Genomic DNA, 22,786 nt, shown 5'->3' with positions numbered 1-22,786 from the left:
TTTTTTACCGGTGCAAAACATCCTCCGAATTTGGCGGTTTACCCGCATGAGAGCCCTTCCTATGTCTGGAGGACTGCCAGCCAAGGAGGATCCCATGCTGACCAAGACCGCATCCCCGACGACGATTACGCTCTGGAACGGCCGCAAAATTCCGCGTCTCGGCATGGGGTGTTGGGCGATCGGCGGCCCCTTCTTTGCCGGCGACACGCCGCTCGGCTGGGGCGAGGTCGACGACAGTGAATCCGTCGAAGCGATCGGCCGCGCCATCGAACTCGGCATCCGCTTCTTCGATACCGCCTCGAATTACGGCGCCGGCCATTCCGAAGAAGTGCTCGGCCGGGCGATCGGCAATCGCGACGATATTATCGTCGCCACCAAGTTCGGCTTCGCCACCGACCCGCAAACCAAGCAGGCAACCGGCGCCTTCGCCGATGAGGCCTTTATCCGCCGTTCGGTCGAGACCTCGCTGCGCAGCCTCAGGCGCGACCGCCTCGATCTCCTGCAATTCCACATCAATGATTTTCCGCTGGAACAATCGGATGCCGTCTTCGATACGCTGGAGGCGCTGCGCGTCGAAGGCAAGATCGATGCCTTCGGCTGGAGCACCGATTTTCCCGATCGCGCCGCCCGCCATGCCACCCGCCCCGGCTTTGTCTCGATCCAGCATACGATGAACGTCTTCGAGCCGGTGCCGGAGATGATCGGGGTGATCGAGGGGAAAGGCCTGATATCGATCAATCGCGGTCCACTCGCCATGGGGCTTTTGACCGGCAAGTTCACCGCCGACAAGGCGGTGGGCGCCAAGGATGTACGCGGCGCGGCGCTCGACTGGATGGTCTATTTCAAGGACGGCCGTATGGCCCCGGAATTTGCCGCAAGGCTCGACGCCGTCCGCGATCTCCTGACCTCAGGCGGCCGCACGCTGACGCAAGGCGCGCTCGCCTGGCTCTGGGCAAAGTCGCCGCGCACCCTACCCATTCCGGGCTTCCGCACGGTCGCCCAGGTGGAGGAAAATGTCGGGGCGCTGGAGAAAGGGCCGTTATCGGCCGGAGTTATGGCGGAGATCGACGCCGCACTTGGGCGCGGATGAGCGACGGACACCTGAGAGGCGTGGCTTTCTCCACGCCCCTCATTCCGGTGCTCGTCACAGGAATCCAGCCATCGCGCGTCTGCGCGGTGAATGACTCTTAACAAGCAAGGAGTCTCCCGCGCCCAAGGACTTGGGCGCACTGGATTCCTCTGACAAGCACAGGAATGAGGGAGAATGTTGCGACGTATACAGGATAAAGCGCGGTCAGATCTTCCCCAATTTGACCTAACTCCGCGCACGTACCTTCAACGCCCAGCCCTCCGGTCGTGCCTCGATGATCTTCACCTCGTCACCGATCGTGATCCTGCCGTTGCCGCGTGGGGTGACGTTCCAGCCGAAGAGCGGGCCGGGGACGCGCCGGTCGGCCGACATGCGGATGCGGCCCATGGATGGCATCGGGTTCGGCCCCTCGCGGGAACCGGTCAGTTGGTCCTGCGTCGTCATGATGCAGCGCGAGCAGGGTTTCACGAGATCGAAGCGGATGCCGGCGATCTCGATCGCCGCCCAGCCGTCCTCCGGCCAGGCCTCGTCGATGTCGATGACGATGTTCGGCCGGAAGCGTTCCATGCCGACGCTGCCTTCGCCATGGGCGGCGAGGTCGGCGTTCAACGCTTTCAGCGAACCGGTCGTCGTTACCAGGATCTGATAGCCGTCGGTAAAGGTGACGGGCGTGCGTTCGCCGGCCCATTCGGCATTCGCCGTGCGCCGTGCCTGGCCGTCGAAGAAGACCAGCCGCACCTCGCGGCCGAGCCATTCGGAAAGCAACCGGTTGCTTTCGGGATCGGCGACGGCGGCGCTGACGGTCGATTTCCACACGCTCACATCCATGCGGTTTTCAGGCCGAGGCGGCGCCACCGATATGTCCTGCCTTCCTTGCATAAGCAGCCGAAAAGCGCCGGGCTCCGGCCGGACCTCAATGCGCGCGAGGTCCGGCAATTCGCGCTGGGTGATGAAGTGTCCGTTGGGATCAGTGATCATCGCCCGCCGGTCGCCGGGAAGCCCATAGGCGTCGATGTCGGCCGAAGGCAGGGCAATGCCGCGGGCACTTTTGAGGGGGTAGATGAAGAGGTCGCTGATACGCATGCCGTTCTCCCAAAACAGGATGATTTAGGCCGAGTCGGACTGAGATCTGAATCCTTTTCTAGATCTCGTCCATGAAGGCCTGGAGGAAGTCGCGCAGGCTTTTATCGCGATCGGCCGCCAGCCTGCGGCCGGTCTCGGTCTGGAACCCGTCAGCCAGTTTGAACAGCTTCGTCCGAAAATGGTCAATGGCATAACGCTTGTCGTCGAGCGGGCGATCCGCCGCCGCCGGGTCGAACGGATCGTAGAGCCCGGATCCCAGTCGCCCGGCAATATAAAAGCAGCGTGCGGCGCCGACCATGCCGATCGCATCCAGCCGATCGGCATCCTGCAGGATCTTTGCCTCCAGCGTCTGCGGCGCCACCCCGGCCGAGAAACTGTGCGCGGTGATGGCGTGAGCCGCAGCGTCGATATCCGCCTGGTTCCAGCCGAGTTCTGCCAAGATCGCCGATGCCTTCTGCGCCGCCAAAGCCGATGCCTGTGCCCGCAGCGGCGAATTCTTCTCTACGGCGACGCAGTCGTGTAGCAGCACGGAGGCGGCAAGAATTCGCCCGTCGCCGCCTTCGTCAGCATGGATGCGCATGGCGTTCCGGAAGACGCGCAGGATATGGGCAAGATCGTGCGAGCCGTCGTCGCCATCGGCCGCATGGGCGATCAGCGCCGCGGCGAGCGTTTCATGAGGAGAGAAGGCTTCGGCCTCGGACATTGCGCCACCTGTTTATGAGGAGGATTGTTCCGTCGATAGAGCATCGGTGCGGAAGCGGATGCGGGATCTCGGTCGAAGCACGCGACAACGAAGGCTCGGGGACCGTTGCCGATTATGTAGCCGCTTGCCGTGCGAGTCGCAATTGAAGCGGGCTCAGTGACTCGGCAGATGCGTCGCGCCGCCGTTTTTCGGCAGGGAAAGAAGATGGGGCACATCAAGGGCGGGTCTCGGCGGGCTAATGTGATAGCCCTGGATCTCGTCGCATTCCTCGCATTCGAGCAGCGCCAGCTGCGCGGCGGTTTCGACGCCTTCGACGGTGACGCGCATGCCGAGCGCATCGCCGAGCAGGATGATCGCGTGCATGATCGCATGCGCCTCCTTGTTGTCGGCGATGTCGTTGACGAAGGATTTGTCGATCTTGATCTTGTCGAAGGGGAAGCTCGAGAGATAGCTCAGCGAGGAATAACCGGTGCCGAAATCATCCATCGAAATGCGGATGTCGCGCTCCTTCAGCGCATGCAGAATCGGCAGCACCTCGCTGAGATTTTCCATGAGCACGCTCTCGGTAATTTCGAGCTCAAGCCGCGACGGCGACAAGGAGGCGGCCGCCAGAGCCTCGCCGACATCCCTGGTCAGGTCGCTGCTGCTGAACTGCGTCGCCGAAACGTTGACGGCGACTTTGATGTCTTCAGGCCATTCCGCCGCATCGCTGCAGGCCCGGCGCAAAACCCAGCGGCCGATATCGACGATGAGGCCGACCTCTTCGGCGAGCGGAATGAAATCCATCGGCGCAACACGGCCGCGGATCGGATGGTTCCAGCGGATCAGCGCCTCGAAGCCGCAGATGCGTCGCTGCGAAAGGTCATAGAGCGGCTGGTAGTGCAGCTCAAACTCTTCCTTCTCGACGGCAGCTCTGAGGTCTGCCTCCAGCGCGTGGCGGAGCTGCATCTGCGCTTCCATCTCGCCGGCGAAAAAACGCTCGCGCTTGCGCCCGTCCGCCTTGGCGTGCGACAGCGCCACGCCGGCATGTTTCAACAGGATATCGGTTTCTTCGCCATCTCCCGGGGCGACTGCGATCCCCATCGAGACGCTGAGCTCCACCTGTTTTTCGCCGTGCCGGAAGAGATCGGAAAGCTCGCGGCGGATCTGCTCGGCCAGCGCCGTCACATTCCACGGCTGCTGCCTGCCCGTCTGCAGGATGGCGAATTCGTCCGAGCCCAGGCGCGCCAGGGTGTTTTCCGAACCGGCCGAGGCCCGGATGCGCTCGGCGACCTGCTGCAGGATCTTGTCGCCGGCGGATACGCCCATCATGTTGTTGATCGATTTGAACCGGTCGAGGTTGAGATGAACGAGAGCGATCTGCTCATCCGGTTTGCGCGCTGCGAGCGCCGCATCGACCTGCTGGCGGAAATGGATGCGGTTCGGAAGACCGGTCAGCGGGTCGTGGTGGGCGAGATAGGTGATGCGCTCGGCCGCCTCTCGATCCTCGGTAATATCGGCATGAATGGCGATGCTGCTGCCGTCGGCAAGGATGGTCACCATGCTCTGGATGATACGGCCGTCGTCCATCAGCCATTCGCGCCGGCGGATACTGCTGCTGTTTGCGGCTGCGGAGGCGTGTCGGCCGGCCCGCCGGCCGGGCCTGGCGCTGGTGCCCTCGGCACCGCGCATCTTGTCGATGAGATCGTCGATTGTCGCGCCGGGAGTGACATCGTCCTGCGTCAGGCCGAAGAGCTGACCGAAGCGAATGTTGGAAAGCGTCAGCCGCTGCTCTGCGTCGAAGACGCTGAGGCCGAGCGGCAGGTTGTTGAGGATGATTTCGAAGAGCCTCTGCTGTCCGTCGAATGCCTGACTGAGGGCCGACATATTGCCTCTCAGCGCATGGTTCTCCCGCAGCAGCGTTTCCGCGCTTCTCTCGATCTCGCCATAGTCGCTTTCGTGGACCCGATAGGTCGCGATCACAAGCTCCATCAGACGCCGCGCATCGACCGATCCATCGGCCGTGACTGCCTGGCTGCATTGCTGCCAGAAGAGCGCTTCAGCTTTCATGTGGGGGCTCTTGCAGGGCGGCGGCGGTCGCCGTCAGTTGATGGACGTACCTCATCACATTGAAAACTCATCCAAAAGTGACCGTTAAATTGATTTTTCATAAACTAAACGTCCAGGTGGTATCTCGTGACGTTCATTCTGGACGGGCGGGATTAATATTCGGTTGCAGTGCAGCAGTGGAGTCGCGTCGTTAGACATTTGTTTTTTATGTGAAAAATCGCTGAAATACGGCAAAGCCTTTTCGCTTAGTGCAGGCGGATGTTCAGCCTGGGGCTGTTCCGTTAACTGTTGTCAATCATCGTTAATGAGAAGTTAACAACTTATTGACGCACCGCGCAAATCAGTTTAACCAGCGAGTCAATCAGTGATTTTCCACGTTCGTATTGCGTACAAACACCACCGGCAAAAGGCGGTGAATGGAGGTTTGTATGACCAGCACCACATCCGTTTCCGACACTTCATATGCATATTTGGCGACGCTGTCGCGGCTTGATGCCAATGGTGATGGTGTGCTCAGCCGCGGCGAACGCGCCGCCGATGAGAAGCCCGGCATCATCAAGGAGCTTCTGGAAGAGGACAATACCAGCGAGACGCAGCCGAAATTTTCCGGCAGCCTGATTGCGCTGATGATGGACTCGCGTGACAGCGGCATGGCGTCCAGCATCGCCGTTCCCTATCCGTTGCAGCAGACCGCGCCGACCTCAGGCGAGCAACCGGACGATCTCTACCGCAACACTTATGGCCAGTTCGACTTCAACACCGCCGCCTGAGGCGCTTCCCAATCTGGTGATTCTGCAAGCCGGCCCTTTGGCCGGCTTTTCCAGTCCTGAGCTCCCTGCGCTATGCGCCTCTTCCAGGTGATAGAGCGCCCTCGGCGCCTCCTGTCGGACGCGCGGCGCTCTAAATCAGGAACACCTTCCGGGTTGATACGTTCAGAAGGACAACCGGACGGAAGGAGATCCCCATGAAAGCCATGTGCACCATCGCCGCCCTGAGCCTGCTTGCCGTTGCATTGCCGGCGGGGGCTCAGGACAAGCAGACGGCGGTCGCCAATTTCGTCGGCAAGGACGGCAAGGAGGACGGACGCGCGCAACTGACGGCGGCTGCCAGCGGTGGTGTCCTGATTGAGGTCGAGATATCGGGACTGCCGGCGAACAAATGGGTGGCCTTCCATGTTCATGAGACCGGCCGATGCGACGCCGCGACCCATCACGAGTCGGCCGGCGGCCACTTCAATCCCGAGAAGGCCGAGCACGGCATTCTTGCCGCCAAGGGTCCGCACGCCGGCGATCTGCCCAATCAATATGTCGGGCAGGACGGTGTGCTGAGGGCCCAGGTCTTCGACAGCATGGTCACCCTCGACGGCAAGACCGATGGCATTCGCGGCCGCGCCTTGATGGTGCATGCCAATTCGGATGATTATCGCAGCCAGCCCTCAGGGGATGCCGGGGAAAGACTGTCCTGCGGCGTCATTCAATAGTCTGCCGCATACGTTCCGGGATCAATGTCTCATTGCCGGCTCAGTGCCGGCTTTTCGGCCGCGGCCCTGCCGTTGGACGTCTTTGCCGGCGCTGCGTTCGATGCCGGCACCTCGGTCGGATTGTTTTCGTCGAAGGCGAACTTGACGCGTTTTGTCATGTCGCGGCTGACCGCCCACCAGTCACCGGTCTTTGCCCAGTAGCGCAGTGTCACGAAGATCGGACCGTCACCGAGGCTGTCGATGAAGACGCTTGGTTCCGGTGACGTCAGCACCCGGGAATCGGCTTTGGCAAGGCCCATCAATGTCTCCATCGCCTGATCGATGTCACTCTCTACCTTGATCTTCAGTTCGTTGCGCCGCGTCGCCTCGCGGCTGAAATTGGTGATCGGCGTGTTCCAGAGCGTGGAATTCGGCGCCAGCCGGTAGAGCCCGTCTGCGGTCCTGAGTTCGGTCGCAAACAATCCGATTTCGCGTACTGTGCCGGCCACGCTGCTGGTCTCGATATATTCCCCGACCCGAAACGGCCTGAGGATCAGCAGCATGATGCCGGCGGCGATATTCTGCAGCGTTCCTTGCAGCGCCAGCCCGATCGCGAGACCGGCTGCGCCGAGGGCTGCGATGATCGAGGCGGTCTGGACGCCGAACTGGCCGAGCACGGTGATGAACACCAGGATGAGCAGCGCGTAGCGCAGCACATTGGTGAAGAAACGCGCCAATGTCTCGTCGATACCACGGACCCGCGACAGGCCTTCATAGGCCCAGCGGCTGGCAAAACCGGCAAGCGCCCAGCCGAGAACGAGCAGGATTACCGCCCCGAGGACGGAGAAGGAATATTGCACCGCCAGCGCGCTTGCCTGGCTGAGCGCCGTTTGCGTGGCGAGGAGGACATCAGCTGCCTGTTGTTCCATGATCTGGCCCTGTGGTTTTTACGTGGTCGGGGGGCTAGATGGAGCGGTTGGCGGCAGCGTCAACCGCAGACGGCTTCCCGGATCGCAAGCACGAAGGGCGCATTGCCGTCGGCATCGGCACCGCGTCCGATCGCCCGCACTGCCGCGACCAGCCGGCCGCCGCGGTTCAGCAGCGCGTCGCCGATCTCAATCAGCCGGGCATTCGGCGTCGCGAAAGGCGAGGCTGCCCGCAGCCGGTCGGCAAGCTGTTCGTCGCTCTGATCCGGCGCAAGCGACAGCGCGGCGATCAGGGCGGCTGCCGGCGATCGCGACACGCCCATCCAGCAATGGATGAGCAGCGGCGTCTCCCGCCGCCACGATGCGGCAAAGTCGATAATCCCCTGCACATGCGTCTCGTCGGGCGCGACCAGGCCGCCGGTGCCTTTGAAGGCGATGTCGTTCATCGCAAGCGTCAGATGACGGTTGGCCGCGATCCCGCCCGGCCGATGAAAGGCCTGCTCCTTGGCGATCAGGCTAATCATGTCGCGCGCCTTGTGGCGCACCGCCATCTCCGCGATGCGCGACAGCGGCGAGACGACGATGAAGCTCACGACACCATCTCCCGCTCGGCCTCGATCGCCGCGAAGCGCTCGCAGAATAGCCGTTGTGCTTCGATTGCCGGCAGCGGCTCGATCATCAGCATCTCCCTGCTGATGCCGCGCGGCTGGCCGAAGAATTTCTGCGCCTCGGCGGGTGTGAAGCCGGCCAGTACCGTCGCCTCGAAATAGGCGGCGATCGTATCGGCCTTCTTGATTCGGTCCTTGAGGTCGCGCGAGGGATGCGGCGGCAGGCCGAAGCGCAAGTGCACGGCGGCCTCCAGCCGCTTTTCCACCGTCTTGTAGCCGCCGCCGACCACTGATTTGAACGGCGAGATCATATCGCCGATCACATATTCGGGCGCATCATGCAGCAGCGCCATCAGACACTCCCGCGGGGACGCATCGTTGAAGCGGCGGAAAATGTCTTCGACGAGGAGACTGTGCTGCGCCACCGAAAAAGCATGATCGCCCGATGTTTGGCCGTTCCAGCGGGCGACGCGCGCCAGCCCCTGGGCGATGTCGATCAGTTCGACATCGAGCGGCGAGGGGTCGAGCAGGTCGAGTCTGCGCCCGGACAGCATGCGTTGCCAGGCACGCGGAGCTTTCGCCGTCGTCACGCGCTGGCCTCGTCGGCGCTCGTGGGAAAGACAAGGCCGGACCATTCCGGCAGGACGAGGGAAACCGGTGTTTGCCCGGCAAGCAGCGGTGTGCCGGCTGCCATTGCCGCGCCGGCGCGGTCGATGCGCACGATCGCCAGTCCATGGTCGCCTTCGACCGAACCGAGTGTTCCCACCGGCTTGCCGGCGGCGGTGATCTCCGTCCCGGTCTCCGGCAGAGTCGTTGCGGCGGACACCATGACGACGCGCCGGCGCGCCGTGCCGCGGTGATGCATGCGCGAAACGACCTCCTGGCCGACATAGCAGCCCTTCCTGAAGGAGAGGCCGCCATTGAAATCCATCAGCACGTCGTGCGGAAAGGCATCCTGCAGGGCGAAGTCCGATCCTGATGTGACGATGCCATGGCTGATACGCAGCGCGTCGTAGAGCGCTTCAGCGCCATCGCCGTGTTTGCCGGGCCGACGGATCAACGTAACGCCGGCCTTGGCAAAGCGGCTGTCCCGGACGCCTTGGCTGTCCCGGACGCCCTCGGCATCTTCGCCCCAAGACACGGTGACACCCTCTTCGCCGCGCGGCGTCAGCGTGACGGCGGCGCGCAGCTTGTACATCGCCAGCCGCTTCAGCAGGCCATCGCGCTGGCCTGTTTCCGTTTCGATCGTATAGCCGTCGCCGTCCGGCCAGATCATGAAATCGAACAGGATCTTGCCCTGCGGCGTCAGCAGGGCCCCGGGCCGCGCCTCGTCTGGCGCAAGCGAGATGATATCGGTGGTGATCAGGTTCTGCAGGAAGGATTGGGCTTCCGCGCCGCTGATCGAGAGCAGTGCGCGGTCTTTCAGGAATACGGCTGGCATGGCGGAACCTGTCGCGTTGGTTATCGCTCAGAGGTATGTCTTCACGAGGTGGATCGCAAGCGCCCCATGCGCAACGCGAGACGCGAAAGGCGAAGTGAGGTGGGGTCAGTCGCCCGCCGTGAAGAATTTCCATTTGCCCTGAGGCGTAATGCCGAGGCGGTAGAAATTATATCCGCCGAACTCCTGCATGTCGGAAAGATCGCCGGCCGTGACGATGCGCAGCAGTTCGACGCGCTCCGGCGGTGTCAGCGACTTCAGGTCTTTTTCGGCAAAATAGGGCCAGACATACATCTCGTCTGCCGTACCCTGGCCGACATGCACGAAGCCGGTCGAGACGATGTCGAGCATGATGGCGAGGATCTCGTCTCCATCGGGATCGCCCGAAAGATCCTTCAGCGTGCCGATCGGATCGTCCGTGGGCTCGCCGACAGTCACCTGTGTCTGCTCGGTGCCGGTGCCCATCAGCGGCCTCAGCCGTTCGAGATCGCCGGAGGCGGCTGCCTCGACGATCTGCTCGCGCATCTTGCGAACCGGCTCGGGCACCTTGCCGATGTCGTAGATCACTTCGGCGGGCTTGGAAGCATCCTGAGCGCTCGGCGTCTTGTCGACTCCCTGATTGTTCTGGCTGTTGACCAGCGGATCGGCCATGGGAACGCTAGGAGCGCTGCCGCCCTGCGGCTGGCTCTGTCCCTGAGCGCTTCCGGGCGCAGCCGGCGCATCGTTGGCCGCCTGGCCGGGGATCTTGTGCAGTTCGGAAAGCGCGTAGGCTGCCGGCGCGAGGAAAACATTACCGGCGAGGCTGAACGCAAGCAGCACCGGCGCGAGCGGAATCCGCGAAACTTTCTCTTTACCGGCGCGCATGAAACTCTCTGATAATAACTATTGCAGGGTGCGGTTCGCGGAGAATTCGCCGGCAAGCATGCGTTCACGCAGCGAATCCAGCAAGGCTTCGGCGCTGCTTTCCCCGTGCAATCTGATCGTCTCGCGCAGTGCATGCGCAATAGCGGCATCAGCGATGATTTCAGGCTCGATTCCGTCGGCCATGCCGTCGGCCCAAGCCTCGTTCTGGTACTCCAGAGCCGCCTGCATCTTTTCATGGACGATCATGTCGTCGATCTCGTTGAGGCTTGCTTCCATTGTCTTTTCCTCAGAACTTCTCATGTCTTACTGCACCGTTAACAACACTAACAGCCTTTTCCCAAAACGACACGTCCACATGCGAAAACAGGTTAATTAAACGTCAATTTCCAAAACGCGAGGTAATTTCTGTGGCGAGTGTTGCACCTTCGTTACGGTAGCGCTCTTCTGCCACGATGGCCGCCGCGGTGCAATCCGTATAGACCGAGGCGAAGGCGCGGTAGCCGCGATTGAAGGCGGCGGTCAGCTTTTCCTTGCGCTGCGGCTCGATGCCGGTCTCCGAATCGAGCAGCTGCTGCATGCCGTTTCGCCACTCGTCACCGTCAGCCGCCTTGCAGAGCGTTCTCAAATAATGCACCGATCCGAGCACCTCGGCGAGCCGCGCCAGCTTGTCGTCATAGGGCACGATTACGGCAGGCGGCGGCGCAACCTCCTCCTCATGCGGAGGCGGCGTGTTCTTGCCCTGCGCCATGGTGGGGCCGGCGAGCACGAGCAGGGACAGAAAAACGCGTCGAACGGGAATCATGCTCCCAGTTGATACGCTGAGCATGACGGCAACAAGGCGCTCACCCAAATTTCCACTTCTATTCGGCGCAAGCCGGAGCATAATGCCGAAAAGTGTCAGCGGTTTTCGGATGACATCATGCTTTAACTTTAGCTCAGAACAGGATGATTATCGGCCGGTTGGCCGACAATCATCCTGTGCCAACCGCTCCGCGCATTCGAGCACGCTCTGCGGCACCGGCAATCGCCGGATTTCTTCCACCGTGTACCAGCCGACGGCGGCCGCATCGTCGGCGGCCTCAGCCACCACATCTCCATCCGCATCGACGCGAAAGACCGACAGGAAGAAATGGCTGCGGAGGCTTCCATCGGCTGCATGGGTCTTCAGGTCGTAGGTCGAAAACAGCTGTGGATTACGCACCGAAATGCCGGTTTCCTCACGGAACTCCCGCAGCGCGGTTTGCTCCGGCGTTTCATCAGGCTCGGCCCGGCCGCCCGGAAAGGCGTACATGTCGGCGGAAGGCGGGTTGCGTCGCAACACCAGAAGGAATCGTCCGTCCCGTTCGAGAATGGCGGAGGAGGCGGCTTTGGCAGTGGAGATCATGAGACGGCTCCTGCTGTGATGGCCCATCCTACCTGATGAATACCACCGAAGAAATGCAAAGGATCGAAAGGCGCTTCCGTGGCCTACATCATCTATGCATTTGCCGCCGTCTTCGAGATCGCCGGCTGCTTCGCGTGGCTGGTCGAAGCCGCGTGCCCGATCGCTACGATATCGGCGGGGCGCTGATCTGCCTTGCCGGAACGAGCGTTATCCTCTTTGGGCCGAGAGGCTGACGCGCCTTGACCGGACTCAAGCCGGGTGCAAAGACAAGCCGATGTGTGGACGTTTCGCCCTGACAAGCTCCAGCGCCGACCTGCGCGAATTTTTCTCCGGTCTCGATCTCGACGATTTTCCGGCGCGCTACAACATTGCGCCGACGCAGCCGATCCTCGTCGTCATATCCGGCGAGGGGAGGGAGCAGGGCAGCAACCTGGCAGATCGGCGCGCCGTGCTCGTGCGCTGGGGTCTGACGCCGGCCTGGGTCAAGGACCCGAGGGACTTCCCGCTGCTGATCAACGCCCGCTCTGAGACTGCGATCGGCAAGGCCTCTTTCCGAGCGGCCATGCGTCATCGCCGCGTGCTCATTCCGGCCTCCGGCTTCTATGAATGGCATCGCCCGTCCAAAGAAAGCGGCGAGCGGCCGCAGGCCTATTGGATCAGGCCACGTCAGGGCGGGGTCGTCGCCTTTGCCGGGTTGATGGAAACATGGTCGTCGGCGGATGGTTCCGAGGTCGATACCGGCGCGATCCTGACGACCTCGGCCAACTCGGGCATATCGGCGATCCACGATCGCATGCCCGTCATTATCAAGCCTGAAGATTTTTCGCGCTGGCTGGATTGCAAGACACAGGAGCCACGCGAGGTGGTCGACCTGATGCAGGCGGTTCAGGAGGATTTTTTCGACGCCGTCCCGGTGTCCGACAAGGTCAACAAGGTCGCCAATATGGGGCCCGACCTGCAGCAGCCGGTCGTCGTCGAAAAGCCGCTAAAGGCCCCCGCGAAGCAGAGGCCCGATGAGGGCCAGCTCAGTTTCTTCTGAATGCTATCCGCCGTTTTTCCGTGGTCATGCCGACGTTTTAAGCGGATTTCTTTACGCTGGTCGGCTTATGCTTCGCCATCAGCGATGCCGCGGCAACGGCCTTGAGGCCGACGGGGCGATAGTTGGCGGCGAGGTCGGGCTTGGCCGTCTGCTGTTCGCCGCTGTTACTCTTCTTCGAAGTCACGATACTCTCCTACGTGGTTCTTCCCAGGGTATTTTGTAGTTTGATCTTTGGTCACAAATAGCGACAAAAGGGGGACGCATCCTATCAGGATTTGTAAACGCGCACCATAATTCGCGAGGCTTAACTGAAGCCTACGTTGGTTAATACTTACTGAAGAGAGCAGTTCCAATAAAGCTGCGCCGCCGTTTTCATGGGGCAAAGGCGCGCATCAGTTTTCCCGGTAATGCGGGAGAGAAGCATTTCCATCACACGAAGAGATCAGGAAATGCGCCCGCGTCAGATGTGCCGGCCGATATCGTCGTCGCCGACGCCGGGTTCCTCGATTGTCAGCGTCCCGTATTTCCGCCGCCATTTCCGCGCGCCGAAGGGAAGCGAGACGAGGTAGGCGGCAACGGTAAACACCATCACCTCCCAGGTGTAGCTCATCAGCAGAGCCACATAGAGCACGACGCCGAGCATCATCGGCAGCACGAGGTCGCGCCGCAGCCGGTTGCCTTCCGATTTGCCCGACCAGACCGGCAGCCGGCTGATCAGCAGGAAAGCGATGACGACGGTGTAGATCGACGAGAGATAGGCGAAGGTGCGGTCCGTCGCCAGGCCGAGGAAGCCGAGATAGACCGGCAGCAGCACCAGCATGGCGCCGGCCGGCGCCGGCACGCCGACGAAATATTCCGATTGCCAGCTCGCCTTGTTCTCGCGTTCGGCCATGACGTTGAAGCGGGCAAGCCGAAGCCCGGCGGCGATCGCATAGATCAGGGCGGCGATCCAGCCAAGCGAGCGCGCCTGGTCGAGCGCGAAGACATAGACGACGAGGGCAGGGGCGACGCCGAAGTTGACGATATCGGCAAGCGAATCCATTTGCGCGCCGAACTTCGAGGTCGCCTTCATCAGCCGGGCCACGCGCCCGTCGATGCCGTCGAGGAAGGCGGCGACCAGCACCATGGAGACGGCGAGCTCGTAACGATTCTCGAAAGCCAGCCGGATGCCGGTCAGCCCGGCGCAGATCGCCAGAATGGTGATGAGGTTCGGAAAGACGAGACGGAGCGGGATTTCGCGCAAACGCGGACCGCGGGCGGAATCATCCGGACCATTGGGCTCGAAAGGCGGAAAGGGCGTTTCCATATCGCGTTCCAATCTAGACCTAATGCATGTCGCCCGGAAGTGTGCGGCGGTTCCGGGACAACGACATGCATAAAAACAAAGGGCTTTAGCTGCGGCGGCTGATGACGGGACCCTTGGCGGAGGTGAATTCGGCGATGACAGTTTCTCCCGCGATCGCCACTTGGCCGAGCGAAACGCGTGGCGCCGCACCGGCGGGCAGGAAGACGTCGAGCCGCGAGCCGAAGCGGATCAGCCCGAAGCGCTCACCGGCATCCACCGGCTCGTTCGGGTTTGCCCAGCAGAGGATACGCCGCGCCACGAGGCCGGCGATCTGCACGACGCCGATCTGGCCGTGGCGGGTTTCGATCACCAGCCCGTTGCGTTCATTGTCCTCGCTCGCCTTGTCGAGCTCGGCATTGACGAAGCTGCCGGAGCGGTAATTGATGCTGACGATGCGCCCGCGCATCGGCGCCCGGTTCACATGGCAATTGAAGACGTTCATGAACACCGAGATGCGCAGCATCGGCTCGGAGCCGAGATTGAGTTCGGCCGGCGGGGTCACCATCTGGATCGCCGAGACCTTACCGTCGGCCGGAGAGATTACCAGATCGTCGTCCTGCGGGGTCACTCGCTCGGGATCACGGAAGAAATAGGCGCACCACAGCGTGAAGATCATGCCGATCCAGAAGAGCGGCTTGAAGATCCAGCCGAGGATCAGCGAGGCGACGAAGAAGGCGGCAACGAAGGGATAGCCCTCCTTATGCACGGGGACGATCGTGTTGCGAACCGTGTTGAACAGGCTCATGCTGCCGGTCTCCTTGCGTTGTCGTTTTTTGCTGGTTAGCGAAAAACCGTCTCCGGGGCAATGCTGTGGCCCCGGCCCTGGTTCCGACGCCGCGGTTCTGAACAACAAAAGCTTGGCCGTTGTCGCTCCCGACTCAGCTTGCCGGGGCAAGCCGCGTGATCACGCCCAGGTCGTCGCTTTCGCGCACCTGCTTCAGATGTTCTTCCGCCTGTGTCGCCTCGCGCTGACGGTTCCACATCGAGGCGTAAAGACCGTTCTTTTCGAGCAGGGCGGCATGGGTCCCGCGCTCGGCAATCTCGCCGCTTTTTAAGACGATGATTTCATCGGCGCCGATCACGGTCGACAGCCGGTGGGCGATGACCAGCGTCGTGCGGTTCTTCGACACCATGTCGAGTGCCGTCTGGATTTCCCGTTCCGTCGTCGTATCGAGCGCCGACGTCGCCTCGTCGAGGATCAGGATCGGCGGTGCCTTGAGGATGGTGCGGGCGATCGCCACCCGCTGCTTCTCGCCGCCCGAAAGCTTGAGCCCGCGCTCGCCGACCTTGGTTTCGAACCCCTCGGGCAGCATTTCGATGAAATGGGCGATCTGCGCCACCTCGGCTGCCGCGAAGACCTCGCCGTCGCTGGCCGACGTGCGGCCGTAACGGATGTTGTAGGCGACCGTGTCGTTGAAGAGCACGGTATCCTGCGGCACCATGCCGATCACAGAGCGCAGGCTCTTCTGCGTCACCGTGCGGATATCCTGGCCATCGACTGTGATGGCGCCGCCCTGGATATCGTAGAACCGGTAGAGCAGCCGCGACAGCGTCGATTTGCCGGCCCCCGACGGGCCGACGACGGCGACCGTCTTGCCGGCCGGCACCTCGAAGGAAATGCCCTTCAGGATCGGACGGGCCGGGTCATAGGCAAAATGCACGTCCTTGAAGGCGATCGCACCCTGACCGATCCCGAGCTCTGCCGCGTCGGCCGCGTCCTTGACCTCGGCCTTGACTTCCAGCAGATCGAACATCTGCTCGATATCGGTCAAGCCTTGACGGATTTCGCGGTAGACGAAGCCGATGAAGTTGAGCGGCGCGGAAAGCTGCAGCAGCATCGAATTGACGAACACGAAATCACCGACCGTCTGCTCGCCGCGCTGGACGGCCAGCGCCGACAGCACCAGCATGATCGTCGTGCCGATGCCGAAGATGACGCCCTGGCCAAAGTTCAGCCAGCCGAGCGAGGTCCAGACATCGGTCGCTGCCTTCTCGTAGCGCTCCATCGATTTGTCGAAGCGCTTCGCCTCCATCTCTTCGTTGCCGAAGTATTTGACGGTCTCGAAATTGAGGAGGGAATCGATCGCCTTGGTGTTGGCGTCGGTATCGCTGTCGTTCATCGATCGGCGGATGGCGATGCGCCAGTCGGATGCGCGGATGGTGAACCAAATATAGGCCCAGACGGTGAAGGCGGTGACGGCGAGATAGGAGAAGCCGTAGCCCCACCAGAAGATCGCCGCCGTCAGCAGGAATTCGATGACGGTCGGGACCGAATTGAGGATCGTGAAGCGCACGATCGTCTCGATGCCCTTGGTGCCGCGCTCGATGATGCGCGACAGGCCGCCCGTCTTGCGCTCCAGATGGAAGCGCAGCGACAGTTCATGCATATGCACGAAGGTTCTGTAGGCGAGCTGGCGCACCGCATGCTGGCCGACGCTGGCAAACAGCGCGTCGCGCAGTTGGTTGAGGCCGAGCTGGATCAGGCGGGTGATGTTGTAGGCGATCACCAGGGCGATGGCGCCAGCAAGCAGCGGCGGCACCGAGCCGGCCAGATCCATTCTGCCGTTCAGCGCATCGGTCGACCACTTGAAGAAATAGGGGACGAGCAGCAGCACGAATTTGGAAATCAGCAGGAAGACCGAAGCCCAGACGACGCGCATCTTGAGGTCGGGCCGGCCGGCCGGCCACATATAGGGCCAGAGGTTGAGAAGGGTACGCAGCAGGTTGGATTCCGAGACTGTCTTGCCGTTTGCCATGCTTGTCTCCGGCCCGGACGGGCTTGCCGCGCTTGCCGCGCTTGGATGCCGGCAAGAGCGCGAAACCGGCTTGTGCCCGAAGCGCTTCCCCCGCTACCGCCAGATAGGATGCTGGGCGGGCGAATACAACAAATGCCGGGTTCTGGAAAAGACAGGCCGGGCGGTTATGCCGCCCGGCCTCGTCATGTTGTCTGGCGCTTAGAGGTGCCGATTCGATAGGCGCTTGCGGTGCAGTTCCTCGGCATTCGGCAGCGCATCCTTCGGCAGGCCGAAGATCTGGCCCGGGCGGATGCGGTCGGGATCGATGATCTTATCCTCGTTGGCGATGTAGATCGTCGTGTAACGGACGCCGAGGCCATAGGTGCGGCGCGAAATCTGCCACAGCGTGTCGCCGCGGCGAATGATAATAGCGGCGTTGTTTGCCGTCAGCGGCGCCTGTTCGATCGTCTTCGGCTGGTTGCCTGCCGCGTCGTTTGCCGCAGGCGCTGCCGGCGCGGGGGACGCGGAGAGTTCGGCGATGATCGCTCCCAGACCGTCGAGGCCTGCGCCGACGGATTTTGCATCCTTCGGCAGGCCCTGCAGCATTTTCAATGCGCTGGTCGCGGTCTGCGAGGCGGTGCCCGAGGCTTGCTTGAAGGTGTCGGGCGCATCGGACCCCGGACGGAACTCTGCGACCGAGCGCAAGGCGAATTCGGTTGCCGAGCGCGCTGCCGCAAGCTGTTCGGCGCCGGGCAGCTTGCCGTCGGCAAACAGGCCCTTCAGCAGGCCGAAGGCCTTGCCGGCCTCGGCCTTGCGCTTGCCGAGTTCGCCTTCGTCGAGCGGCACCATCGAGGAGGCGCCGTTGGCGTCGGCGGGGACCGATTGCGCGGCGACCCGCACCTGGTCGCCGGCCGGGCGGTTGAAATTCACCGCCGCACGCACGATCACCTTGCCGGCGGGATCGACGACATCGACGCGGATCTTGTGGTCGCCGACCGAGAGCGCCACCACGCCGTCGATGACGAAATGGCCATCGGAGCCGGCAGTGTCCTGGCCGACAAGGCTGTCGTCGGCATAACCGAGAACCTTGGCGTTGGCGCGCGCCGTGCCGGCAATGAAAATCTTGTTGCCCTCGATCTCGACGGCATTGACCATCACATCGGGCGCATTCGCCTTGTCGGGTGCGACGGTGCCTGGAATGGCCGGCGCAGTCGCCGCGCCGGGGTCGGTGACATCAGGCGTCTGCAGCGCCAGCTCGCCGGTAGCGGCAGGCGCAGCCGAACCTTCGCCCGGCTTGTCGGCAGACGGCACCATCGGGTTGGAGGCGTCGGCGACTTCGGTGCCGGCCTTCGGCGCGGTGATGATGCGGCTTGCTGTGCCCGGTTTGGAGACCATGGCGAGCAGATTAGCGCCGTTGCCGTCCTTCGGCACGGAGATGGTCGCGACTTCTTCGGAAACCGTGGTCTTGCCGTCCTTGCCGGTAAACTTGAGCACGAGCTGGTGGTCACCGGCGGCAAGCGGATCGTCGAGAACGGCGGCGAAATCGCCGCTGGCATCGACATTGGCTGTCGTCACGACCTTTTCGCCGTCAAGCACTTCGAGCTTGCCGTTCGGTTCGGCGGAGCCGGCAATTACCGTCGAGCCATCGGGCTCGACGCGCAGGACGTCGAAGGCAGGCAGCTTCGGGCCGGCATTCGCCGCTGCGGTGCTCGCCGCAGGCTCAGGCGCACCGGTCAGTGCTGCCTCGGCCTTGGCGATCGCGGCAAGCGCATCGGCGATATTCTCCGGCAGCGACTGGATAATGGCGAGCGCCTTGGCGCCGCCGTCCTTGGCTTTGTCGGCAAGTGTCTGGGTCGCCGGATCGAGGCCCTCGGGAATGGCGAAACCGGCAAGTGCGGTCAGCGCATTGACGGCCTTGGTCTTGGCGGCGGTGAAGACATCGTCGGCAGGCCCCTTGCCGTCGGCAAACAGCGCCTTAAGTTCGTTGAGCGACACGCCTGCCTCGGCCGAAAGACGGCCCACCTTGTCGGCGACCCCGGCCGCGTCCGCCACAGCGGAGCGCGATGTCTTTGCCGACTCGTTAACCGTGTCCTTGAGCTCCGTGCTCGCTTGGTTGATGGCGTCGCCGACCTTGGCTGCATCGCCGCCGATGCGCGGCATGACGACAAACACCATGAGTAGGATTGCGATTACGAGCACTGCAAGGGCCAGCAAGCCGGCACGGTTCTTCATCATTATGTCTCCCCAGGCGGCAATTTGCCGTAGTAACCGAAATTGCTAGCGATTCCCGTTGCTTTTCACAAGCATTCAAAGCAATTCGGCAAGCTCGCGACGCTGCTTTTCAGTCAATTTTCTTGACTGCATTGAAATGGAATAGTTGTTTGCCTCCATGACCGACCAATCTGTATCGATTCGATCCATCTGCGTTTACTGCGGCTCGAGACCGGGACGCGATCCCTCCCACATGGCGGCCGGGCGTGCTCTCGGACGAGAGATCGCCGAATACGGCCTGCGCCTCGTCTATGGCGGGGGTACCAAAGGCATCATGGGCGCGGTTGCCAGCGGCGTGCTTTCAGGCGGCGGTCAGGTGACGGGCATCATTCCCGAATTCCTGATCGATATGGAAGCGACTCGCCACTCGCTCGGTCAGCTCAACGAACTCATTGTAACGCCTGACATGCACGCGCGCAAACATACGATGTTCGAGCGCTCCGACGCCTTCGTAGCACTCCCCGGCGGCATCGGCACGCTGGAAGAGATCGTCGAGATCATGACCTGGGCGCAGCTCGGCCGCCATGAAAAGCCGATGGTCTTTGCCAATATCAACGGTTTCTGGGATCCGATGATGGAGCTGATGCGCCACATGACCGAAGAGGGCTTCCTGCACACCGCCCACCGGGTGCAGCCGCTCGTCGTCGACGAGATCTCCGGCATCATTCCGGCAATCATGGCTCAGGCAGCCCAACTCGCCGCCGATCGTGACGGCGAGGACGAGGTGATTTCGAAGATGTAGGCGGGCAGGCGCCCCTGGCGCGGTCAAGCTATTTTGCAGGCGAATTCAGCTATAAGCCGAAACAAGCTGCGTCACCTGAGATCGCATCCATCGGTTGGCGGGGTCATTGTCGCTTGCCGACGACCAGACCATCGATATCGGGCTGACCGTTAAATCGAGGGGAACGTCGGCGACTGCCAAGCCAAACAGGCCGGCATACCGCTTCACGATTCTGGTCGGCAGGGTCGCGATCAAGGGCGCTTCCAGGACAGCGGTAAGCACGGTCAAAAATTCCGGAGCCGCCACCGACACGTCGAGATGCACGTTAATGCGCTTGAGGGCGGTATCAATGCAGCCTTCGATGGCATCCTTTTGTGAAACCAGTGCATGCTTCAGCCCGAGATAGCTGTCGCGGTCCAATGTTTGGGGAAGATCGAGAAGCTTCGGATTGTAGCAGCACGTCAGCGATTGCTCGAACAGCAGGCTCCGCCGATGCCTGTTGTTGCCGTCATCAAAACAGCCGACGCCAAGATCGATGACGGTGTCGTCAAGAAGCTTGTGAACCAGTTCCGGATCGACCGAACGTGCAAGCACTTTGATACCCGGGGCTGTCTCGTTCAGCATGGCCCCCAGACGCGGCACGAGCAACACCTCCAACTCACTCGAAAAACCGATGCGGAATATCTGCTCCGCCCGACCAGGTTCGAAGGTCGTCGAAGTTACAATTGCTTGCTGTGTGCGGCTCAGTATCTGCTCTACGGCTTCCGCGAACTGTAGCGCTCGATGGGTTGGCTGCATTACCTGGCCGACACGCACGAAGAGCTCGTCCTGGAGCAATGTCCGAAGAGTTCCGAGATTGTGGCTCATGGCAGGCTGCTGGATTTTCAGGCGAACAGCAGCCTTCGTCACGCTCCGCTCCTTCATGAGCGCATCGAACGCAACAAGCAGGTTCAGGTCGAAGGACCATAAATTGAAATGATCGATGGAGACAATTTCATTCATCGATTTGATCGTTGCACGAAACCTTCTTATTGTCCATTGCCATCAGACAGCGCTGTCCCGGTTCAGTTCAATTTGAAAGGAAGTTCCATGAGCGATCTTGGAAAGGAATATCATATTGCCGGCGTTACGGTGAGGAAAGTGCAGGAACAGTACCTGCACGATGTACCGCTCTCGTTTCTTTACCCGAGCGCCAAATCTGAAGAGATCAAAGCGATCGAGTCCAGGCTCGCCAGGATCGATATGGACGAGGACCGCGATACCCTTGTCGTCAGCATACACACCTGGCTGGTAAAGACGCCCGATCACGTCATTCTGATTGATACGGGTTCGGGTAACGACAAGGAAAGGCCTCGCAACCCCGGTTTTCATCATCAGACCATTCCATTTCTCGACAGACTGCGTCGTGCAGGTGTTACGCCGGAAGATGTTGACTTCGTCATAAATACCCATCTCCACGTCGATCATTCCGGCTGGAATACCGTGCTGCAGGATGGGAAATGGGTCCCCACTTTCAAGAATGCGCGTTATATCTTTCCGCGCGTCGAGCAGGAATACTACTCGTCAACGGCCAGCCACAACGACGTCAATATTCCCAGTTCCGGCGTCTATGAAGACAGCGTATGGCCCGTAATCGACGCGGGGATTGCTGATTTCATCGACAGCGAAGGTGGCTCATTCTTGGATCGCTTCACCTTCTTGCCGACGCCCGGGCACAGCATCGGCCACATGTCCGTTCTGCTGGAAGCGGATAATGAATCGGCAATATTCGCAGGCGATGTCATGCATCACCCAATCCAGGTGGAACGTCCGGACTTCAACACGGTCTTCTGCGAGTTTTTGGATCTAGCGGCCCAGTCCAGACGGCACGTACTTGAACTCACAGCCGACAATAACGCGATGTACTTCTCCACGCATTTCCCCGGCTCGTCTGCCGGATATGTCACCCGCGATGGCGAAAAATTCAGGTGGTCCTATGTCTAAGAACAAGCTCACATCTTCAGGTTTTCACGCCGGCGAGATTGCATTCGAAGAGCACTACGTCGATAGCGGAACCGATGGCATCAAGCTCTATGTCCGCAACAAGAGAAGGAAAGACCATAGGGCCTTTCTCGCGGAGAGAACCATCGTGATGGTGCACGGGGCGACCTTCTCATCCGGAAGTCTTTACGATGTTCCTTTCAACGGGATCTCCTTCATTGACTTCCTCGCATATCAAGGCTTCGACGTCTTTGCGGTTGATGTCCGGGGCTACGGAAAATCCGGCCGGCCGCCGGAAATGCTAGCGGAGCCCGATCTGAACCCGCCACTTGTTGCCACCGACACTGGTGTTGCGGACTTCGCTACGGCGGTCGATTTCGTCCTCCGACTTCGCCGTCTCAAGGCCGTCAACGTCTTCGCAATGTCGTGGGGTGGTACCGTGGCGGGCGCATATGCCGCGCGCAACGGGTGCAAGGTTGTCAAGCTCGCGCTGCTCGCGCCGCAATGGCTCAGCGACATCCCCATCCCGATTGACCAGGGCGGCCCCCTGGGTTCCTATCGGCTCGTTCCGGTTCACGCCGCCTTGGCTCGTTGGTTGAGCACGGCACCCGAATACGCGCGTGAACGTCTTGTTCCCGAGGGCTGGTTCGATCTTTGGGCAAAATTCACGCTTTCAGAAGAGACCTCGGAAGCTGACAGGGAGCAAGGAAAACTCCGAGCCACCAACGGTCCCATCCAGGACATCCGCACCTATTGGAGAGCGGGAAATCCTTACTATCAGCCGAGCGAGATCCGCTCTCCGGTGCTGCTGTTGCATGGCGAGTGGGACATCGACGTTCCGCTTGATCTGGCGCAGGTCTATTTCAAGCAACTTACCGGCACCCCTTACCGGCGATGGGTCGAAATCGGAGAGACGACACACCTCGCCCTCATGGAAAGCAACCGCATGCAGGTTTATTCCGAAGTTGCGGATTTCTTCGATGAGACTTTCAAACCGGAATAGGAATTGAACGACAAGGCCCCCCCGGGGATCCGACATCCCCGGGGGCCGCGCTTCTCCTATCAGGCCAGCCGTGAATTTCAGCCTGGCC

Annotated in this window: 24 protein-coding genes; 7 read left to right on the top strand and 17 right to left on the bottom strand. The window is 61.5% G+C overall.

Annotation, left to right across the window (positions count from 1 at the left end):
* Nucleotides 1-94: 94 nt before the first annotated feature.
* Complete coding sequence (locus tag ATY75_RS05310) at nucleotides 95-1,090, top strand: aldo/keto reductase (protein ID WP_088936724.1); 996 nt, start codon at nucleotides 95-97, stop codon at nucleotides 1,088-1,090.
* 225 nt (nucleotides 1,091-1,315) lie between these two features.
* On the opposite strand, the gene ATY75_RS05305 is transcribed toward ATY75_RS05310, so the two are convergent.
* From ATY75_RS05305 to ATY75_RS05295, 3 genes are all read right to left on the bottom strand, one after another.
* Nucleotides 1,316-2,173, bottom strand: coding sequence for an MOSC domain-containing protein (locus ATY75_RS05305; RefSeq protein WP_088936723.1), 858 nt, complete (start codon nucleotides 2,171-2,173; stop codon nucleotides 1,316-1,318).
* Between the two features lie 58 nt (nucleotides 2,174-2,231).
* Nucleotides 2,232-2,876, bottom strand: coding sequence for an HD domain-containing protein (locus ATY75_RS05300; RefSeq protein ID WP_064837892.1), 645 nt, complete (start codon nucleotides 2,874-2,876; stop codon nucleotides 2,232-2,234).
* Between the two features lie 153 nt (nucleotides 2,877-3,029).
* Nucleotides 3,030-4,925 carry an EAL domain-containing protein gene (locus ATY75_RS05295; RefSeq protein WP_088936722.1) on the bottom strand — a complete coding sequence of 632 codons (1,896 nt, stop codon included), beginning with the start codon at nucleotides 4,923-4,925 and terminating at the stop codon, nucleotides 3,030-3,032.
* A gap of 428 nt (nucleotides 4,926-5,353) precedes the next feature.
* On the opposite strand from ATY75_RS05295, the gene ATY75_RS05290 reads away from it, so the two are divergent.
* Together ATY75_RS05290 and ATY75_RS05285 are read left to right on the top strand one after the other, a co-directional pair.
* Entirely contained in the window at nucleotides 5,354-5,695 is a 342-nt protein-coding gene (locus tag ATY75_RS05290; RefSeq protein ID WP_088936721.1) for a hypothetical protein, read from the top strand.
* A 194-nt stretch (nucleotides 5,696-5,889) separates the two neighbouring features.
* The gene (locus ATY75_RS05285; protein ID WP_088936720.1) at nucleotides 5,890-6,405 is read left to right on the top strand and encodes a superoxide dismutase family protein; all 516 of its coding nucleotides are present in this window, start codon (nucleotides 5,890-5,892) and stop codon (nucleotides 6,403-6,405) included.
* A gap of 29 nt (nucleotides 6,406-6,434) precedes the next feature.
* On the opposite strand, the gene ATY75_RS05280 is transcribed toward ATY75_RS05285, so the two are convergent.
* From ATY75_RS05280 to ATY75_RS05245, 8 genes are all read right to left on the bottom strand, one after another.
* Nucleotides 6,435-7,313 carry a mechanosensitive ion channel domain-containing protein gene (locus ATY75_RS05280; protein ID WP_088936719.1) on the bottom strand — a complete coding sequence of 293 codons (879 nt, stop codon included), beginning with the start codon at nucleotides 7,311-7,313 and terminating at the stop codon, nucleotides 6,435-6,437.
* Nucleotides 7,314-7,372: 59 nt separating this feature from the next.
* Complete coding sequence (locus ATY75_RS05275) at nucleotides 7,373-7,903, bottom strand: tyrosine phosphatase family protein (RefSeq protein ID WP_088936718.1); 531 nt, start codon at nucleotides 7,901-7,903, stop codon at nucleotides 7,373-7,375.
* Nucleotides 7,900-8,508, bottom strand: a complete 609-nt coding sequence (locus ATY75_RS05270; RefSeq protein ID WP_064837901.1) for an HD family hydrolase — start codon at nucleotides 8,506-8,508, stop codon at nucleotides 7,900-7,902. The genes ATY75_RS05275 and ATY75_RS05270 overlap by 4 nt, the downstream gene beginning before the upstream one ends.
* Nucleotides 8,505-9,359: a folate-binding protein YgfZ gene (locus ATY75_RS05265; RefSeq protein WP_088936717.1), complete on the bottom strand. Its 855-nt coding sequence runs from the start codon at nucleotides 9,357-9,359 to the stop codon at nucleotides 8,505-8,507. The genes ATY75_RS05270 and ATY75_RS05265 overlap by 4 nt, the downstream gene beginning before the upstream one ends.
* A 105-nt stretch (nucleotides 9,360-9,464) precedes the next feature.
* Nucleotides 9,465-10,220 carry a hypothetical protein gene (locus tag ATY75_RS05260; RefSeq protein WP_064837905.1) on the bottom strand — a complete coding sequence of 252 codons (756 nt, stop codon included), beginning with the start codon at nucleotides 10,218-10,220 and terminating at the stop codon, nucleotides 9,465-9,467.
* A gap of 18 nt (nucleotides 10,221-10,238) precedes the next feature.
* Nucleotides 10,239-10,496, bottom strand: a complete 258-nt coding sequence (locus ATY75_RS05255; protein WP_003578293.1) for a hypothetical protein — start codon at nucleotides 10,494-10,496, stop codon at nucleotides 10,239-10,241.
* Nucleotides 10,497-10,599: 103 nt separating this feature from the next.
* On the bottom strand, nucleotides 10,600-11,046 hold the full coding sequence (locus ATY75_RS05250) for a TIGR02301 family protein (RefSeq protein ID WP_190241317.1): 447 nt from the start codon (nucleotides 11,044-11,046) through the stop codon (nucleotides 10,600-10,602).
* 123 nt (nucleotides 11,047-11,169) lie between these two features.
* Nucleotides 11,170-11,604 carry an NUDIX domain-containing protein gene (locus tag ATY75_RS05245; protein ID WP_088936716.1) on the bottom strand — a complete coding sequence of 145 codons (435 nt, stop codon included), beginning with the start codon at nucleotides 11,602-11,604 and terminating at the stop codon, nucleotides 11,170-11,172.
* Nucleotides 11,605-11,878: 274 nt separating this feature from the next.
* On the opposite strand from ATY75_RS05245, the gene ATY75_RS05240 reads away from it, so the two are divergent.
* On the top strand, nucleotides 11,879-12,643 hold the full coding sequence (locus ATY75_RS05240) for an SOS response-associated peptidase (protein WP_088936715.1): 765 nt from the start codon (nucleotides 11,879-11,881) through the stop codon (nucleotides 12,641-12,643).
* 37 nt (nucleotides 12,644-12,680) lie between these two features.
* Here ATY75_RS05240 and ATY75_RS34495 read toward each other — a convergent pair whose 3' ends face one another.
* The 5 genes from ATY75_RS34495 to ATY75_RS05215 form a co-directional block, all read right to left on the bottom strand.
* A complete protein-coding gene (locus tag ATY75_RS34495; protein WP_172601156.1) occupies nucleotides 12,681-12,827 on the bottom strand; it encodes a hypothetical protein in 147 nt (48 codons plus the stop codon).
* A gap of 276 nt (nucleotides 12,828-13,103) precedes the next feature.
* Nucleotides 13,104-13,949, bottom strand: a complete 846-nt coding sequence (pssA, locus tag ATY75_RS05235; protein ID WP_064837914.1) for a CDP-diacylglycerol--serine O-phosphatidyltransferase — start codon at nucleotides 13,947-13,949, stop codon at nucleotides 13,104-13,106.
* Nucleotides 13,950-14,034: 85 nt separating this feature from the next.
* Nucleotides 14,035-14,838, bottom strand: a complete 804-nt coding sequence (locus ATY75_RS05230; protein WP_280950579.1) for a phosphatidylserine decarboxylase — start codon at nucleotides 14,836-14,838, stop codon at nucleotides 14,035-14,037.
* Between the two features lie 28 nt (nucleotides 14,839-14,866).
* Nucleotides 14,867-16,744 carry an ABC transporter ATP-binding protein/permease gene (locus ATY75_RS05225; RefSeq protein WP_064837916.1) on the bottom strand — a complete coding sequence of 626 codons (1,878 nt, stop codon included), beginning with the start codon at nucleotides 16,742-16,744 and terminating at the stop codon, nucleotides 14,867-14,869.
* Nucleotides 16,745-16,942: 198 nt separating this feature from the next.
* Nucleotides 16,943-18,958, bottom strand: a complete 2,016-nt coding sequence (locus ATY75_RS05215; protein ID WP_088936712.1) for an Ig-like domain-containing protein — start codon at nucleotides 18,956-18,958, stop codon at nucleotides 16,943-16,945.
* Between the two features lie 154 nt (nucleotides 18,959-19,112).
* Between ATY75_RS05215 and ATY75_RS05210 the strand changes: the two genes are divergently transcribed.
* Nucleotides 19,113-19,736: a TIGR00730 family Rossman fold protein gene (locus tag ATY75_RS05210; protein ID WP_088936783.1), complete on the top strand. Its 624-nt coding sequence runs from the start codon at nucleotides 19,113-19,115 to the stop codon at nucleotides 19,734-19,736.
* A gap of 45 nt (nucleotides 19,737-19,781) precedes the next feature.
* Here the strand turns inward: ATY75_RS05210 and ATY75_RS05205 are convergent, their stop codons facing one another.
* Nucleotides 19,782-20,717 (bottom strand): LysR family transcriptional regulator, encoded by a 936-nt coding sequence (locus tag ATY75_RS05205; RefSeq protein ID WP_088936711.1) that lies wholly within the window; start codon nucleotides 20,715-20,717, stop codon nucleotides 19,782-19,784.
* Nucleotides 20,718-20,804: 87 nt separating this feature from the next.
* On the opposite strand from ATY75_RS05205, the gene ATY75_RS05200 reads away from it, so the two are divergent.
* A complete protein-coding gene (locus ATY75_RS05200; protein WP_088936710.1) occupies nucleotides 20,805-21,698 on the top strand; it encodes an MBL fold metallo-hydrolase in 894 nt (297 codons plus the stop codon).
* On the top strand, nucleotides 21,691-22,698 hold the full coding sequence (locus tag ATY75_RS05195) for an alpha/beta hydrolase (protein WP_088936709.1): 1,008 nt from the start codon (nucleotides 21,691-21,693) through the stop codon (nucleotides 22,696-22,698). The genes ATY75_RS05200 and ATY75_RS05195 overlap by 8 nt, the downstream gene beginning before the upstream one ends.
* Nucleotides 22,699-22,786: the final 88 nt, after the last annotated feature.

Origin of the sequence: Rhizobium sp. N122 (assembly GCF_002211295.1) — a bacterium.
In the GTDB taxonomy this organism is placed as follows: domain Bacteria; phylum Pseudomonadota; class Alphaproteobacteria; order Rhizobiales; family Rhizobiaceae; genus Rhizobium.
This window is presented reverse-complemented; position numbering and strand designations above follow the sequence as displayed.